The 16,579-nt window shown below is 44.8% G+C and carries 6 protein-coding genes; all 6 read right to left on the bottom strand.

The genetic code is table 11. The annotated features are described in order from the left end of the window. Nucleotides 1-2: 2 nt before the first annotated feature. Complete coding sequence (locus SAGCYANO_RS05865) at nt 3-7,886, bottom strand: neuraminidase-like domain-containing protein (protein WP_202219216.1); 7,884 nt, start codon at nt 7,884-7,886, stop codon at nt 3-5. 301 nt (nt 7,887-8,187) lie between these two features. Then, nucleotides 8,188-8,331, bottom strand: a complete 144-nt coding sequence (locus tag SAGCYANO_RS05860; RefSeq protein ID WP_202219215.1) for a hypothetical protein — start codon at nt 8,329-8,331, stop codon at nt 8,188-8,190. Between the two features lie 111 nt (nt 8,332-8,442). Then, complete coding sequence (locus SAGCYANO_RS05855; protein ID WP_202219214.1) at nt 8,443-8,610, bottom strand: hypothetical protein; 168 nt, start codon at nt 8,608-8,610, stop codon at nt 8,443-8,445. 698 nt (nt 8,611-9,308) lie between these two features. Next, nucleotides 9,309-9,770 (bottom strand): hypothetical protein, encoded by a 462-nt coding sequence (locus SAGCYANO_RS05850; RefSeq protein WP_202219213.1) that lies wholly within the window; start codon nt 9,768-9,770, stop codon nt 9,309-9,311. Nucleotides 9,771-9,775: 5 nt separating this feature from the next. Further along, complete coding sequence (locus SAGCYANO_RS05845; RefSeq protein WP_255502468.1) at nt 9,776-14,512, bottom strand: toxin TcdB middle/C-terminal domain-containing protein; 4,737 nt, start codon at nt 14,510-14,512, stop codon at nt 9,776-9,778. A 33-nt stretch (nt 14,513-14,545) separates the two neighbouring features. Continuing rightward, nucleotides 14,546-16,480, bottom strand: coding sequence for a SpvB/TcaC N-terminal domain-containing protein (locus SAGCYANO_RS05840; RefSeq protein WP_202219211.1), 1,935 nt, complete (start codon nt 16,478-16,480; stop codon nt 14,546-14,548). Between the last annotated feature and the right edge of the window lie 99 nt (nt 16,481-16,579).

Here is a 16,579-nt window from a genome sequence, read left to right as displayed (position 1 = left end):
TGCTAATCGGTAGGCCAGTCGATACCCGCCTCGAAGATAACAACCAAAGCAATATTCGTCACCTGGTTCGGATCGAGGAAGCCGTTTTCATCTCGCAGGGGACTGTTAGCAGTTCCTTTAGCCATTGACAGCGACCAAGACGAATTCAAGAAATCGTTGACATCTTGACTGAGTGACCCGCGAACGATGCCACCATCATCTCTCAACTCAATATCAGTCTCTTCAAGGAGTGTCGAATCACCTTTTTCAATCTTGACGTTCATGGGCGAGACGAAACCGGAAGCATTCGCACTTTCTGTCAAAACCATTTGGATGTAAATTTGCTTCACCGTGTAGTTCGTCAGGTTCATAGGGAACATATTCGCCAACAACTGGAACGACAAGGTTTGCTTCTCGGCACCAGCGTTGGGATTCATAAACTGATACCAAGCGCTAGAAAACTGCTGCGCCAAACTAAATAATCGTTGTCCGAAAAAATTTCCGATAGCGTCTTTTACTGCATTGTAGAAATCCGTCGAATTGCTTGGCAATGCCGTGTAGTTGAGGGTAATAATGACATCAGTGATGCTATCGAAGTCGAAGCGGTTGGTGGCTTTCGGCAATTTCAAGTCCCAGGTGGAAATCGCCCCCGTGCCTTCAAAGGGAAGGTAGCGCTCGTCGTCAAAGTTCAGGACGAACATTCCGTTATCGTTGACTCCCTTGGAAATGGCAATTTGTTGGTTGTTTCGCAAATCTCGACGGAGCGTTCCTGTATCTGGCTCGTTACCCTCTATCCCTTTCGTCAACAACCACTTCACTGCATCGCCATCGTCTTTGATTAAGACTTTGCTACCGGTTTGCGTAAGTGTGGCATTTATATTCTGGTAAGGACCCACTACTGCAGGAATAGATAGGTTGATAGTTTTGATTTGACGGCAGTAATGACTGGGGAAATCGAGGTCAAAGAGTTTCTCGTCGAGGCTAAAGATGCAGTTTCCGTCAGTCTTGAGTTTGAGAAAGGCAGGGGGGTCGAGTTGACGCAGGGAAATAATTTTCTCGATTTCAAGGGTACGGGAGTTGCCATCCAAGTAGGCTTTTTCCAGTTGGTCGAGTCCTAACATCAGACTCTCCCCCGCTAGCAATCCTTTTTTGTTGCTATCCCAGTAATTTGCTTCAATGTAGGTGTCGTCCGTGCTGAGTTCGTATTGGTAGCATTTTTGGGCATCGTTAGCCATTGACAAGGCTAGTTTGTAGGTTTGGAAAAAGAGACCAGATAAGCGACCGATCATCCACTGATATAACTCTCGGTTGGTGAACTTGTTCTTAAAGAATTGTTCAATCTCTCGGGACTGTTCGATGGTTTTATTGTGAACCTCCAGTTCGGCTTTGGCAATCTCAATGCTGAATCGGGCAGCCTCGATTTCCCTCTCAATTTGCTTGATATCCCATTCAGCCATATTTTGCTCGAACTCCCAATCTTCTGCCCGGCGTTGGAATTCAGCTACGGTTGAAGCAAGGGAAGCACCCTGATTGAGAATGTCTGCTAGACCATTAAGCATATTGGCTCCTGTGTCCACCGCATCGCCAAATTCCATTCCCCCATTCGCCAAACCAAATACATTGGGCAATAAGTAGCCCGCCACTGCTAATCCTTGTATAGTAGTTGCTGCGATCTGGGGGGTCAATGCTTCCTCCATTAGTGCAATGGTAGCTTTTTCACCTGCATTCAAACCTTGGAGCAGCGAGTCCTTATAATATTGAGCGCGGTATTTGCTCGCTTCTAAGCTCTGTTGCAAGGCATCAAGGCTAACTTCAGCCTCTTCGATTTGCTTTTCTTTCGTTTTGGTAATCAGTTGCAGCAGGATAGATTCTTGGGCCCCTTGCAACAGCGCCAATTCTTCCGCATCTTTTTTCTCTAAGGCATCCAGCAACGCGGAGCCTAGTTGACTGACTGTATTAGCCATATCCTTGGCGCGATCGAGCAGGTAAGAGAAGCGGTAGTGGGGGACGGTATTGGTTGTGAATAAACTCATACTGCCATCCCCTGCCGCCGCTTGACGCACCAGTTGCATGGGGTCGATGGGGGGCGAGAACAAAGCCAGTTGCCGCTCGATACCTTGGATGTTTTGGCAGTTGCGAATTTTGTAGAGACGGTCTTCCACCCGGTCCCAATATTGGGCAAATTCGGCATTTTCGCTGACGCAGAAGTAGGCATCGAGGGCATTGAAGGGAACGTTATCACCAAACTGGCTAAGAAAATCATCGTCTAGGTAGTTCTCTAGCTCAATGAGGAATTCAGGAATATTTCCCGTACCACCATATTGCTCGACAATATCTGCAAAGGTTTTGGGGTCCCGTGGGGGTAGTTTGCCAACATTCTTGGGTTTGGGACCGAGCAGTTCGGAGGCGAGGAGGTAGAGGGTGGTCGCTTGGCTAATTGATTCCCAACTGTCTTGGGTGAAGAGAGCATCGCCCCAGTCGAGTAGGTTGTCGATGTATTTCATCACTACGGCTTTTTGGTATGCACCAATACGCAGGCGGGCAATCGCGTGGGGGTCGTAGGGGTTTTCCTTGTAGGTTTGGATAGTGGCTTTGTTGGTGAGAATCTCTTCAAGGGTTTCTGGGGTTTGTACTTGGAAGGGGAGGAAGCGCCAGAAGCGGTCTGCATCTCCTTCCTCTTCTGGAATAGTCGGGTTAAAGATGTATTGATACCAGAAGCGAGCTTCGTCGTAGCGCTGGTTGGCGTTGAGGTTAGTGGCAATCAGAAAGGGAATGTGGAAAAAGATTTCCCAGAAGTAAGCCCCGTAAGCCCCGTCAAAGTCAAGGGGACCACTAGGAATCAAGGGAAAGTCCGGTTCAAGTGCCTGCTGTGACTCCAAGGATATCAGTCCATCAATACCTTGAGCAAATACCGTCTGGCTGAACTGCCGAACCAGAGCAGTGGTGAGGCGGTTGGGACTGACTAGATTTGAGCCATAGTTATAAAAAGCTGAGGCTTCGCTGCGATGTTGAACAACAAACCAGTCGGGTTCATTTTTCACCGGGGTAACGGTGGTATTCGTTGGAATCTCAAGGTCGTCTGGTAAAGTGCTAAAAGTTGGTATGGGGGTGGAAAAAATATCAACCGTACTAAACACATTTTGCCTTGAATTTATAACCTCTTCCCCCCCAGCAAAAACCACTAAGTTACCAACTGTTGTAGCAGCTAAACCACCACGAGCTTCAGACAGCTCAAAAGTTGTTTCTTGAGGTTCTAATCTGCCATTGTAATAAGCAAAAACATCCACTTTTTTTGAAACTTTATTGTTGCCTAAATCTCCTCCAGCCAAGACAACAAAGCCCCCAATTGTTGTAGCAGCCAAACTACTACGAGCTTCAGATAATATGAGAGTTTCTTGATACTCCAGTTTGCGATTTGTATTATCATAGGCAAAAACATCCACTTTATCGGAGTATTTATTGTTATCAAGGCTTCCTCCAGCAAAAACCACTAAATTACCAACTGTTGCAGCAGCTAAATTACTACGCGCTTCAGACAGCTCCAGGTTTGTGCTTTTAGGCAATAATTGTCCATTCTCATAGGCAAAAACATCCACTTTCTTAGAGGCTTTATTTAAGTATCCTCCAGCAAAGATAACTAAGTTATCAACCGTTGCCGCTGCTAAACTACCACGAGCTTCGGACAGCTCCAGGTTTGTGCTTTTAGAGAATAATTGTCCATTCTCATAGGCAAAAACATCGACTTTTTTGGAGTGTCGATTATTAACTAAGGATCCTCCAGCAAAGATAACTAAGTCATCAACCGTTGCTCCTGCTAAATTAGTACGTCCTTCGGAAAGATTAAGGTTCCTTTGGAAAAATAATCGCCCATCATTATATTCAAAAATATCTACCTTTCTCGATAGGTCCAATGATCCTAAGATTCCTCCAGCAAATATGACTAAATTATCGACTGTTGTAACGCCTAATCCAGTGCGACCTTCCCGTAAATTTAGATTTTGTGTTTGAGCCACCAATTGCCCATCTTCATAGGCAAAAACATCTATTTTCCGGGAGAAGTAAACATCCTCCGGAGAAAAAACATCCTTCGTTCCCCCAGCAAAAATAGCTAAATTACCAACAGTTGCAGATACTAAATTACTACGCGCTTCAGAGAGTTCTATACGAGTCTCGTTTGCTGGCAAGAGAGGTGTGGTGACTAATAAATCGTCAGCAAGGTTAGTTAAAGGATCCATGTTCGCCAGGAAAAGCTCTGATTCTTGATTAAACTGACTTGATAATGTGGCTGATAATCCTCCCCATATAACTTCTATTTCTTGCTCTGCTAAAGGTAAGCTCAAATCTACCAGCGGGTAAACCTGCTGCCAAAAAGTGCTTTCTACTCCTATTTCTTGAGGAATCTCTATATCGGTAAAAAGAGTTTGGGGAGCAGTCCAATTCTGGTTTGTCTTCAGAAACGAGTAATTAACTGTTGCTAGGGTTGTTGGCGCTTCTTCTTGTGACTTCTGTATCTTCGTCGTCTCTACCCAAAAAATAAACAAGCGGTTGAACGCATAAACGGGTGCAACATAGTCCGATTCGATTTGTAGCTCAATTTCTTGCCAGTGACCCCAAAAGGGTTTTTCTGCTTTTGGTCGCTCGCAACTTCGGTAATAAAACGTATGGGGCTTAGTAATCGTTTTACCAATAATAAACAAAGTATCGATAGGCTCCGGACTCTTCGGGGTTTGAACCGGATAATAACAGCTATCAACAATTTGGAGCTTCGAGAGGTCTTCCAGCTTATCGAAGTAGTTGAGATAGGCAGTTTCCACTGCAGCAGGGATAATCTCCGACTGCAACAACTCATCTTGCAGTTCCTGGAAAAGCGGTGAAGCATCTTGACGCAAACTGGGGTCAATGTAGTTTTCTGGATAGAGAAACACCTTGCGGTTGGCTTCCCAACGGCGATAGTTCATCAACCAATCCCACCACACTGGCGGAATATCCACCCGAGAGACTCCCAGTTCCACACCAATCTGACAGCGTTGCAAATAGGTTTGCACCGAACCAATAGCTAGTTGAATGCGAGAGTTACAAGAGCAACTGGTCATTTCCACATCAAGAAGCAGATATTCGGACAATTGGCGCTGACTCTCCATCCCCAGTTTCCACAGGGCAAATTCGGCGATAATCTTGCATTTGCGCTCTTGCAACAGACCATTGAGTTCTCCATATACCTCTGTCCACCGATCGCTGTCGTACTTGGCTTTAACAAAGTCGGTGATGGATTGAGCGGTTTGCTGATAAGTGACTCCACTTGCCCAGTTGTTCTCTACCGTTCCATTCTTCAATAACTCGCATAGCTGAGTGAGAAAGTCGATGTTGCAACCAAGGGTTTTGCAGAGGTCAAAACACGCCTCGAGATGCACCACCCCTGCAACCGAATTGTACAGTTCTGCACTGCCTCCGAGATATGTAGCAGCTTGTTCGATTTGTTCTTGCTGCCAACCCGTCAGTTGGGCAAGTGCTTCGATACTAGGTTCTGCCAAATAGGCTAGTAAATTTTCTTCTGGTTGATTGAAACTCCCCAAAAATTCCTTTTTGAATTGGTAGAAACTCAGGGTACCAAGAATCATGGGTTGAATCAAAAAACCACCATCAAGATTGTAGGCTTGAGGATTTGCTTTCATGCTTTCCAGTTCTATGGCCGTTAAATTTAATTTATTGACCAATAAATACATCCGGGAGATGTATGTTAAACACTCTACAATCCTGTCCCATTCCGTATCTCCTATAGGCACTTCTGTCAACAGGAGTTCGATATAATCTTCTTTTAAGGGACCCAATGCCCATCTCGTACCCAGTTGAGCTAACGTTTTAAACAAGTTTGGCTCCATGCCGAAATGGTTAGCCATCTCTTCGTTCAGACCATTATTTTGTTGCTCTATTTCTTCAGGACTTAGACCTTCGCGATCGGGTAATTGAACATTTTGCCATAGAGATTCCATAACCGAAGGCATATCTTCTTCCCGCAAAAAGATATTAACATTGGTGTATTCGGTGTCATAATAGGCAATGTAGTGGAGTTCGTAGACATTAAAGCCCGATGTTTTCAACCATTGGGCAAACTCTAGAATTAGAGAGAGTTGATCGATATCAATTCTCTCAAGCTGTGGAAAAGATTTATTTATAAGCCTTAATAGCAGCTTGTACTCATCCACTTTTAATTTGATGAGCTTCAGCACTTGAGATATCCGAAACAGTCTTGATAAATTAGCAAGATTTAAGGAAATATTTGAGGTGTCAGACCAATTTGCCTCAGCTATCTTGATCAGTTCATCGTTACTCAGTTTTAAAGCAGCAGAGAGACGATTCGTTAAAGCGCTATCATTAATATCCCAAGACGAGTCGAGATTTAATGGCTCCTGTCCTTGAACTGTGAAGGGATTGTTATAAACGCGATCGAACAAATCTTGGGGTCGATCGGGTTTATCCCCCTTGCCGATCGCTTTCATATCGTACCAAAAACTACACAACACATCTATGGGTAGTTCCGTCCGAGTTTGTAGCTCTTTGATTTGGGCAATTTGTCGGACTGTGTTGTCGTCTATCTCGTCAACTTCAAGAGAAGCGATCGCCCAGTCTAAATCGGCAAAAGACCAACCCAGTTGATGGGCCAGACGTAAAAAGCGATCGATGCGATCGAGCCTGTTTAAACTGAGGTTTTCAATGATTCCTGCATTAAGATTGAGAGGAAGGCTTCCTTCTCCTTGGTTAATATAAAACTGACGGGCAACATCGCTTTCATCTCCAGATAGATTCTGATACAACAAATCATTCAATTCCTGTACCGAGAGTCGGGTTTGAGCGAGGAATTTGTCCTGATTCTGTAATCCCCAGAAACCAATTCCTTGCGCACCTTCAACTCCGTATCGCTCTGCTATATTGGTTTGATCTGATGAGGTAATGAGGTCAAATCCTTCTGGAGAAAGTTCGATATACTCCTTTGCCCAAGTAATGTCTTGAAGAGATGGAGGGTTGAATATAAGGTCTTGAGGAGATTGATAGTAGAAGGTTTGGTAAATGTCCGCAGCCTTGGTATTCAGATGCTCCAGATAAATACGATTTTGCTCTAGGTAGGCATTGAAAGGCAAACTCTGGGGATATTTAGCTTCTGCCAGGTACTTCAATGTATCTGTACCTAGGTCATTTTTGAGTTTTTCCTCCAAAACCTCGTTGACAATTTGAACGTAAGGAAGGGTATCGTTGGTATTGTCACAGGTCAGTTCAATATTTTGCAAATCGGGACGGCGCTCGTCGAGGCTAAGTCCTGACGGAATATCATTAACTTGGGTAATGTATACATCAACAATCCGCAAAACATCGACCAAATATGCTGCCGGACTGAAAATAGACTGGCAATGTTCGCACTGCAAATAGTCGAGACTGCCAAATAGCTCTTGGTAGCTAGGCAGCGACTGAAACTCTTGACGCAGGGCCTTGTTATTGTCCACCATGGTTGTGGCGTAACGGGGCGAACTAAATTGAATGATGTTTGCCAACACAACCATCAAGCCTTTGGTTTTCTCTGTAGCGCTGCGATGAATGGAGCGAGCAGTTTCTGGGTCGAGATTGGAAGCTTGGATAAAGTTGGTTTGAGACCGAGAAGCAATGGCTAAAGCTGAATCTAGTTTCTGCTCCGTTGCACAGAGTTGAATGGCATTTTCGGGTTCTACTCCCAACCGTAACAGTCGTTGGTAGCCTTTGAGGCGATCGCTTATTTGCTCTTGCTCCAAACCTTCCCAATTTAATGCCGTCACCGCATCTTGGTCAAAAAAGTTGAAGGTTTTGAGGTCGAATTCGGAGTTGCGATCGAAGAATGGTTTGAGAATTTCGTTGTTTTTGATTGCGGTTAAATCTGACATTTTTTGCTCTTTGTTGTTTAAATCTGGTGTTTTGCTTGAATTTTGGGGCGTTATATCAAATCCGGATAATTACTATAGCCTAGTCATTGCGACTGAAACGCAGTGGAAGGAAGCAATCTCTAGGGTAACGCTAGATTGCTATCCTGACGGACTGCCCTGCAAACGCTGCCGTTTGCTATCGCAAAGCTGCGCTTTTCATGTCCGCGACAGCGGAAACGCAATGACGACTGTTCAACGGATTTTTATATTACTAACCCACCCCTAACCCTCTCTGGGAAAAGGAATTGAGCTGATCGCTCATTTAGGAACTATCCACACCTTCCCAATTTATTGATTTGACAGCACTTTTATCTTGATCTAAAAAGTTAAAAGTTCGCAAGTCGAAATTGGGATTTTGCATTAATAATGATGCAATATTGTTAGCAATCTGATTTGAGTTTGACATTTTTTGACTCCTGTATTTGTTCGACTTAGTTCCCCTCCAGGGAGGGGGAGGGGCGAGGGGTGGGTTAGTCCCCCTCTAGGAAGTGGACGTGTTTGGTTGAGAAACCGAAATCTACTCTACAAGGCGATCGCTTATTTGCTCTGGCTCTAAACCTTCCCAATTTAATGCCACTACAGCATTTTTATCGAAAAAGTTGCTGGTTTTGAGGTCGAAGTCGGGAGGGCTATCGAAGAAGGGTTTGAGGATTTCGTTGTTTTTGATGGCAGTTAAGTCTGACATTTTTAGCTCTTTTTTTTTGTTGTTTAAATTGGGGGTGGGATTGCGGTGCGTTACACTTCGTTGACACACTCTACAAGATCTACTGACGGCTGCTGCGACGGGTGAAGTCCAAGTCCAGGATGTCAAAGTCGGGCTGAAGGGCGTAGAAGTCGGCGAGGTTGGGGTCGGTGATTTTAATCATGATTGACCTGGATGGCTAGTGTTTTTGGTGATTACGGTAGTAGTTGAGTTTGACTTTTGGTGGGTTACACAAAAGTCTAGTTGAGTTAGGGGTGGCTGTCACCCAGGACAGTAGTTGAGGTTTAAGGTAGCATAGTTAGCTCCTAAGTTTACATGGCTGATTAAGAGTATAGATTTGGGCATACTCGCAAATTTGCTGTTGCCCTAAATCTTGCTAGTTGTATAAGGTCGATGTGTTCGAACTGGATAGAAGGGCCGGGGGTTTTGGTTGAAAATTTGGAGGGATTTAATGCATTGGCGTCAGCTAACGTACCCTACTGGACTGACACAGCTAAAATGGTGCATTAGAATTGTCATTGCGAACGACAGTAAAGCAATCTATAGAGAGTTTCCTATTGCATCATTTAAGATGAAACAATCCACTACGAAAGAATTTACTCACTTTAATCTGGAAATAAATGAGGAGGGAAACCATTGTCAAACTCTATGTTTTGGCTATTCTGACTTGAAAAATTGACTTAATACTCTGGACTTAATGGACTATAACCTCTTAAAGAAGGGGGAACATTGTATTCCCTCTCCAAGGGGTTTTGATCTCTTCCAGTCCATTGCCATTCTGTATCAGAACTACGATGTGCCAGGATTGCATCAGCAGCTATTTCCCCTCGAAATAATACTTCTTGATCTGAGGTTACAAAGTTTCTGTGCCTACCTTGCTCAGGTAACTCATTTAACACCTGTTCAGTGTCAACAAAATCTGCGTTTGGAACTTGAGAAGCATCAATAGCTACGTAGCCCCTTTCTTTGAAATATTTACCCGCAGCGACTGCTTCATCTTTTGAAGCAGATATCCATGGTGAAGGTTTTTGTCCAGCAATATGCTGTCGGATAGTTGTATCAGCATTTTGATCTGTTGCCACTAAACCACGACCTGGATTTTCTCCAGGATCTAATCCTCTAAAAACGATATTCCTGTCCATCAAATTCAAAGGATCTCCTGGTACGTGAAATCGATAGTGAGGTCTTTGATCAAAGATCCGGGTAAGTTGTCTTTGCATTTCTTTTTTTTGTTGAAGCTAGCTTTCTCTTTTTTTTGTTGTATTTTTTGTCTTATTTTGTCACGCTCTTCTCCTCCATTAGCTTTGTTATATTGAGTTTTTTTCCAATTACTTCTGAGAAATTTGAGGGCATTGATTCTTTTGTTTAGTTGTCTCACTTGCCTTTCTCCTCTCTGCAAAATAGTACGACAGTTGCCAGTCAAGTCAACTGCATTTATAGGATTTTCCCTCACAAAAGCATACAAATTCAACCCATCAATAGTCCCCGCCGGATCGCAACTCATCCACCGTCCCAACCAAGGTGCATAATACCGCGCACCATAATAATAAAAACCCGTACTCGCATCCCGTTCCTTACCCGAATAACGGTAATGCTTCAACTTCACCTCAGCCAAATTTTCCCCCGCCACGAAAGACGTCCCCCCATAAGGAAAATACTCCTCATAACTAATCAACAGACCCTCATCATCCACCTCCATCGTTGCCGAACCTAAATGGTTATCAAGTTGGTAGCGCACTTGAGGATTTGTTACCTCTCCAGGGGGTTTTCCTAGAGTCCACTGATTGCGAATCGCAATACAGGTCGTATCATCCATCACCCTTAGACAATGACGCTCCTCTTTGATATCCTCGATATCCCCGTTCTGTGAAGTTCGGCGAATTTCTACCCCACCCAGATAAATCACCTCCTCAATATGGGTCATAGTTCCTCCACTGCCATAGCGTTCCGTCACCTTGCGAATGCGACTACCACTACTGTCATAAACGTAGTATTCTGCATCAGGTTCACCATCTTCGCGATCGATAATCATTACACTAGCAATATGATCTCGATAGTTCCAACTAATCTCCCTCAAACCCTCTAACTGCGCCTGATTACCATTAGCATCAAAATAACCATCTACATCATCGGGTGTGATGCTGCTCAATGTATCCTGCTCCACAGCGCGGTTAGAACCATTGGAAACTACCAGTCCCCGCGTCCTCGGAGTCGCCCCATGATGGCTGATGTCACACAAATTTTCCCCATGGTCATACTCGTAGTGACGGGTATAGTTTTGCACCGCCTGTCCGTTGTTAATATTCGCAGGAGTAACAAACCACTCTTCCTCAAAATTGCCCCACCGTTCAGCCTCTGCAGAGAGAGCAGAGTGTTCCCTCCCCGTAGCCTCAATCAAACGGTATAAAGCATCGTAGGTATAGGTTGATTTCGGCTCCACTTGCTGATTATTGTTGAAAACTGTTTCCCAAGTCTTATCCCAGATTTGGGTGATATTCCCCACCGGATCGTAGGTATAGTTCAGGTCTTGTAACTTAGCAAAATCAGCAGCTCGCGCATTCCTCCCCTTGAACCCTAGCCAGCGCCAAGACAACACCCGTCCCAAAGGCCGCCGCAAAAACTGTGGCAGCAATCGATACAACCAGTGAGGTATAGCCCCCCGTTCCTTTGCTGGCGCTGCGGCTAAAGCAGCCCCCCGTTGAGTCAAAATCCGCCTCAGGCGAAACGTAGTTGGTTCGTACTCATAATCAGTTGTCACCCCATTTCCATAAACAATCTTAGTGCGCTGTCCCTTGGGATTGTAATCGATACTCTCCACATAAGTCGAAGTTGCCCCTCCCTGATGCCGCACCTGAATCTGATTCAACCGACCCGATTCATGGTAAATCGGTGTATAAACATTATCGTCCGCATCAGTTTGCGCTGTCACGCGACCCAGAGCATCGTATTCAGATTGCGTCTGGTAAATGGTCGTTGGCAAAGCTTCCGTACCGTCCCAGTTCGCTTCTTCCTTGTACTGCTCCCTCAATTGCCGTTGAGTTGTCAGAGGCGAACCCAGAATATTGTACCCATCAACCCACAACAACCCCGCTTGGTCGTAATGCTGGTAAACTTGCCCGCGCAGGTTGAGTTTCTTCGCATCGGGCACATCTTCACCGTAAAAGATTAACTCGACAATATTATTCAGGGAAATATCATCTCCACCTTGGACCCGCACTTGTTTCGGGCGGTGCAAGTTATCGTACTCGGTCGTCACCACAAATCCCCGAGAATCTCGACTATAAATGGAATTTCCCAGAACGTTATTCAATTGCCAGCGAGTTCCCGTATCGACACTTATCGTTTTCAGTACCTCGTTGGTCATGCTATAGGTCATTTGGAAATTATTGATGTCTGCTTCTGATTCCGACAAGCGCGGATCGACACTAGATAGTTGATTGCCAACGATATCCCATTCATAATGGGTTGTCAGCTTTGTCTCTTCTCCACCTACAGCAGTCTTATTGGTTTGAATTTCTCGAACTGTTCTGCCCAAATTGTCTAGGATTACTTCTGAGGGCGTATTGTGGAATACCTCTGCTTTTCGTAAGGCTTGGTATTCCGGGTCATCTGCGTCTAGGTTATTAATGTTTTCCCGATAGTAAGGCGAATCCTGAACCGTATCGTTTTCATCGTAGTGCTTCTCCTGCCAAGGGGTAAACTCCACTTTGCTAAAAAATCCCTTGGGAGTATCCACCCGAATCACCCGTTGTAGGGGGTCGTAGAATAAAGTGGGAGAAACACCAAATTGATTTAGTTCTTCGTTATCGACATATTCATAACCTTTGATATAATAAGGCTCATATTCTTTAACCGGATTCCCTTTATTATTATAAACCTTACGGTTGGAAGCTAACCAGCGATCGCCCGTTGTCTCCGTGTCGATACTGCCATCAGGATTGACTACAAATGCTTCTCCCGTTTCGACTTTCATCTTGCTTTGCACTTCCCGTCCCAACCCGTCGCTGTAGGTAATCTGCGTCTGGACTCGCGCGTCACCCGCATCAGTAGGGTAATTTTCTGCCACCAAGTTGACGGCATAAACGGGGGTGCTATTTTCCCCTTTCCAGGCAAACAAATCGTAATAGAAGTAGCTAGCAGCACCTTGCAGGTAAGTTTGCGGATTAGCTATAGCCTCCTCAATATCAAATTCGTCGGGTAGGGTCAAAGCGCTCAGATTTTGAACAAAACCGACTGGTTCTCCATTTTCGGTGCCGTAGTGGGAGGTTAAAACCACCATCCCCAAAGCATCGAACTTGACCTCAGAATAATTGTCGTTCAAGTCGCGAATTTTATGGGGTTGCAGGGTTTGATAGTCTATCGCTTCTACTGTTGTTTCATTTCCAATTGCATCCGTGACTTTCCGAACCAACAAATGATGAGAATCATATTCCACTGTAGTTTCATAGCCAAAGGGGTCCGTTGTCTTATCGGCTAAGTAAAAGCGATCGCTCCCCAGATAAGATTGAGTCGCACCTGGATTCCACCAGTAATTTTCCGCGAGGACATATTTCCCCTGTTCTTTTAGCAATTCTTCCAATTTTTCTTCAGTCAAAGCCTCCTTGAATGCCTCTTTTACTTGTTCTGGAGAAAATTCTGCTATTTCGCTGCGATAGGGCAATGCTTGGGCACTGACTTGACCTAATTCTTTAGATTCTTCAGGGCTTTCGGGATTCCAATAATAGTGGCGCTGCCAACCCAGTAACGGGGTTTCAGGGGTGTCAGCAACTCCCTCTAGATGGTCTTTGACATCTGCAAAAGCAAAGTATTGACCAGCAGGTAATGAGAGATTCTTGATTTCATAACTGCGTTCCTCAAGAGGAACCCCCAGCAGATAAAATTTCTCGGTTTCATTGATAAAACTGCCCACCGAGTAAGTGATTTTTAACCTCTGTTGTTCCCCCAGTCGGTCTTCCCCACGCCTTCCGTAAGCTACCGCACAAGAACCCAAAACATTACCATACTCATCTACTTCCAGGACAAATTCGTGACCGATACGCGGGTCGTCTGGATTCCGTTCGTAATCATAAGTCAAACTTTCTTGGGAATGAACAAAATAGACCCCGTACTTGTTTTCCCCCTTAGGTTGAATGAGTTTAACCCTGTAGTTCGTCTGACTAACAGTGTAGGGATTTGCTTGTTGGGCATAGTCATCTAAACCGTACACTTCCTCACGCAAGACCATTCCTTTTAAAGCTCGATGCGCTTCTCGCCTGGTTTCGCTCTCAGGTTCTTGACCATTAGCATCGAAAACACTATCGGGAAATTCATGGGTGTCAGAATCTCCTTGAAAATATTCTGGTTCGTATTGTTTCGAGAGAGACTCTTCTTTCCCCTCCTGCTCCCCTCCTCGGAGGGGTTGGGGGTGGGTTGGGCTAAGGGTGGGTCCAAGCCATGCCCCAGTATGATACCAAGTTTTACTCAATACAGGCGGTACGTCATAGGGTAGGGCATCACTGGATAGGGTTTCCGCGTCCAGACGTTCTATCATGCCAAACCCACAGAATTCCCTTTCTACTCCGTCGTAGTAACCGTGGTGGTAGCTGTAGGAACTGACCAATTTTGTCTGGGAAATAGCATCCCAGCTTTCTACTTTTTCAATTACCTGTACCGGAAATGGCAGGTTAGTTATCCAGGGGCGACCCTTTTGTTTGTCTTCTAGATAATATTTTGTGGAAGTGCCGTAGGTAATACGAGTTGTAGCTCCGAGATTATTGTCTGTCTGATTCAACAAGTGGGGTTTTGTTCTTTGACAAAAGTTATAACACCAATGGCGTGGCTGGATATGACTTTCGCTAAAGATCATGCAAGTCGTCCCGTTGCCAAATACATCGGCAAAACCAATTTGGTCTAAGTTATCCCATTGACCTGACCCACCCTAGCCCCTCCCGGGAGGAATGCTTAGGGGGTCACTGAAAGCATTACCACTTTGGTTGAACCAAACCAGGACCCGATCGCTCTTGACATACAAAATATCCGTCGTCCCCGAACCATCAATATCAGCCAAAAACAACCGGGAGACATCGAAATCTTCCCCAAACCTGGGTGCATTACCCAAAGTAACTTTTTTGCCAAACTTGCCGTAGCCTAAAGATGGCCAGCATTCTACAGCGCCACTCTTAATTCTGACTAAATGCTGCCTCCCTGTACCAAAGATATCTGCAAACGTCAACGCTTCCGTACGATCGCCTTTCCTCTCCAAAGGCAAATCATTTTCCGGGTGCTGTATCAAAGGCAGGCCAAAACCTTCCTTTCCTTTTCCTGGATAAACTTTGACGCGATCGCCTTCCATCCGCAACAAGTCCAACAACCCATCCCCAGTAATATCCGTCAATTGACTGTCTGGGTCAAGAAATTCATTAGTAAAAGCGGGAAAAGTTTGGAAACTCTGCCAAGAGCGATCGCTTTTTACTTCGTAATATCCCGACACATTCGGGGTACTCAGGACTAAATCTAATTTACCATTTCCCGTTAGATCGATTAACTGTTGGTTATTGGTTTTCCCTGATACAATAGGTAGAGATTGAGGTTGTTGGGGAGGGTTATATTTTACGGCTTTACTTCCCTCTGTGTTAGCTGCGGGTTCCCAGTACAGAGTTGTGTTGCCGTCGTTGTACAATACTCCCGGAATGCCTTCCCCATATAAATCTAGGATTTGATACTCTGAGGAAATCAAACCTGGTAAAAACCGACCGTTCTCTTCTAGGAATGGTTCAAACTCGTGTCCTTCAGGTTGGAATTCAGTATATTTAAACTCCAGAGCTGGTAAACTCTTGGTTTGATACTGACCGTTTTCATAGCGATATCCAATAGCTTCGACAGAATTTAAAAAAGTAATATTAGGGTCTTCTTGATAATTAAAGTGCGTGGCACGAACTAGAACTGGTTCGCTGCCCAATTCGTCAAAGCGGTGGAACATTAAAACATTACGGCACAGTCGATGGGTGCGAATTTCAAACCCTGCATGATAAGTGGAGAAGGGATCTAGTCGGTTTGCCCACTCGTTAACTGGGGTATAGGGCGTAGCGTTGTTCGGGTTGATGTCGTATTCGCCGTAGTCAAAGATTACTTCAAAGCACCAGATAACGCTGTTGCGGTCTTCTCCTTCTTCCATAGGTCGGTCGTTTCCATATTGGATTCTTTCTATATATTTATTTGCCGTTTGCGTCCGGTTCGCTTCGTAAATCGCATTGGGAACTCCCTCGATATTTTCTTCTTTGTAGCGATAAATAATGTAATTTCCTCCTGGGTCGAAGCTTTCTTCTAACAGCCACTCAAAGATGCAGTCTGCGTTTTCTGGGTCGCTGATTCTTGCTTGAGGCGTTTTGCCAAAAATACTCGTAATATTGTCTTTACTGGTTACTCGCCAATAGGAGTCTCCTGTAGAATTGTTGCTCCATTGCTCAATTTTAGCAAATAATCCTTCAGTTCGGGGGCGGTAGGCGATGATGTGGTAACTGTCTTCGGTGCGGGGGGAACCTATGGGTACTAAATCGTCGGCGTTGGAGAGGATAAAGGTATCGGTATCATCGTATTTGGGCAGTCCTTTGGAGGTTTTGCGGGAAATCTTGGGAATAGACAGAGCAAAACCCAAACCGAATTGCCCGTTCCCATTCCCAGAATTGTAACTGACGCTCAGTTGCGGTTCAAAGCCGCGACAGGGGGTAGTAGATATGGGAATAGAAAGCCCGGCAGTGCCTGTAAATTCATCTGGCTGAAAGGTTTCGCCAATGCCTTGTATTGCCCCACCTCCTTTGGGTAGTGATACTTGGGTCGCTGTAATTTGCTTGCTGGTTTCACTATTACTGTGCATAACTATCTGATCTTTAGCCTCTATTATCTAGAATAGAATTTTTGCGTTCTATATAATATATTTACATTTAGATGTTTTTTGTTTGATCAAACTGATACA

The organism is Okeania sp. KiyG1 (genome assembly GCF_014132355.1).
Taxonomy (GTDB): Bacteria; Cyanobacteriota; Cyanobacteriia; order Cyanobacteriales; family Microcoleaceae; genus Okeania.
This window is presented reverse-complemented; position numbering and strand designations above follow the sequence as displayed.

Coding starts and splice junctions, on each gene's coding strand:
- SAGCYANO_RS05865 (WP_202219216.1), bottom strand. CDS start 7,886: ATGTCAGATTTAACCGCAATCAAAAACAACGAAATTCTCAAACCATTC.
- SAGCYANO_RS05850 (WP_202219213.1), bottom strand. CDS start 9,770: ATGGACAGGAATATCGTTTTTAGAGGATTAGATCCTGGAGAAAATCCA.
- SAGCYANO_RS05855 (WP_202219214.1), bottom strand. CDS start 8,610: ATGTCAGACTTAACTGCCATCAAAAACAACGAAATCCTCAAACCCTTC.
- SAGCYANO_RS05860 (WP_202219215.1), bottom strand. CDS start 8,331: ATGTCAAACTCAAATCAGATTGCTAACAATATTGCATCATTATTAATG.
- SAGCYANO_RS05840 (WP_202219211.1), bottom strand. CDS start 16,480: ATGCACAGTAATAGTGAAACCAGCAAGCAAATTACAGCGACCCAAGTA.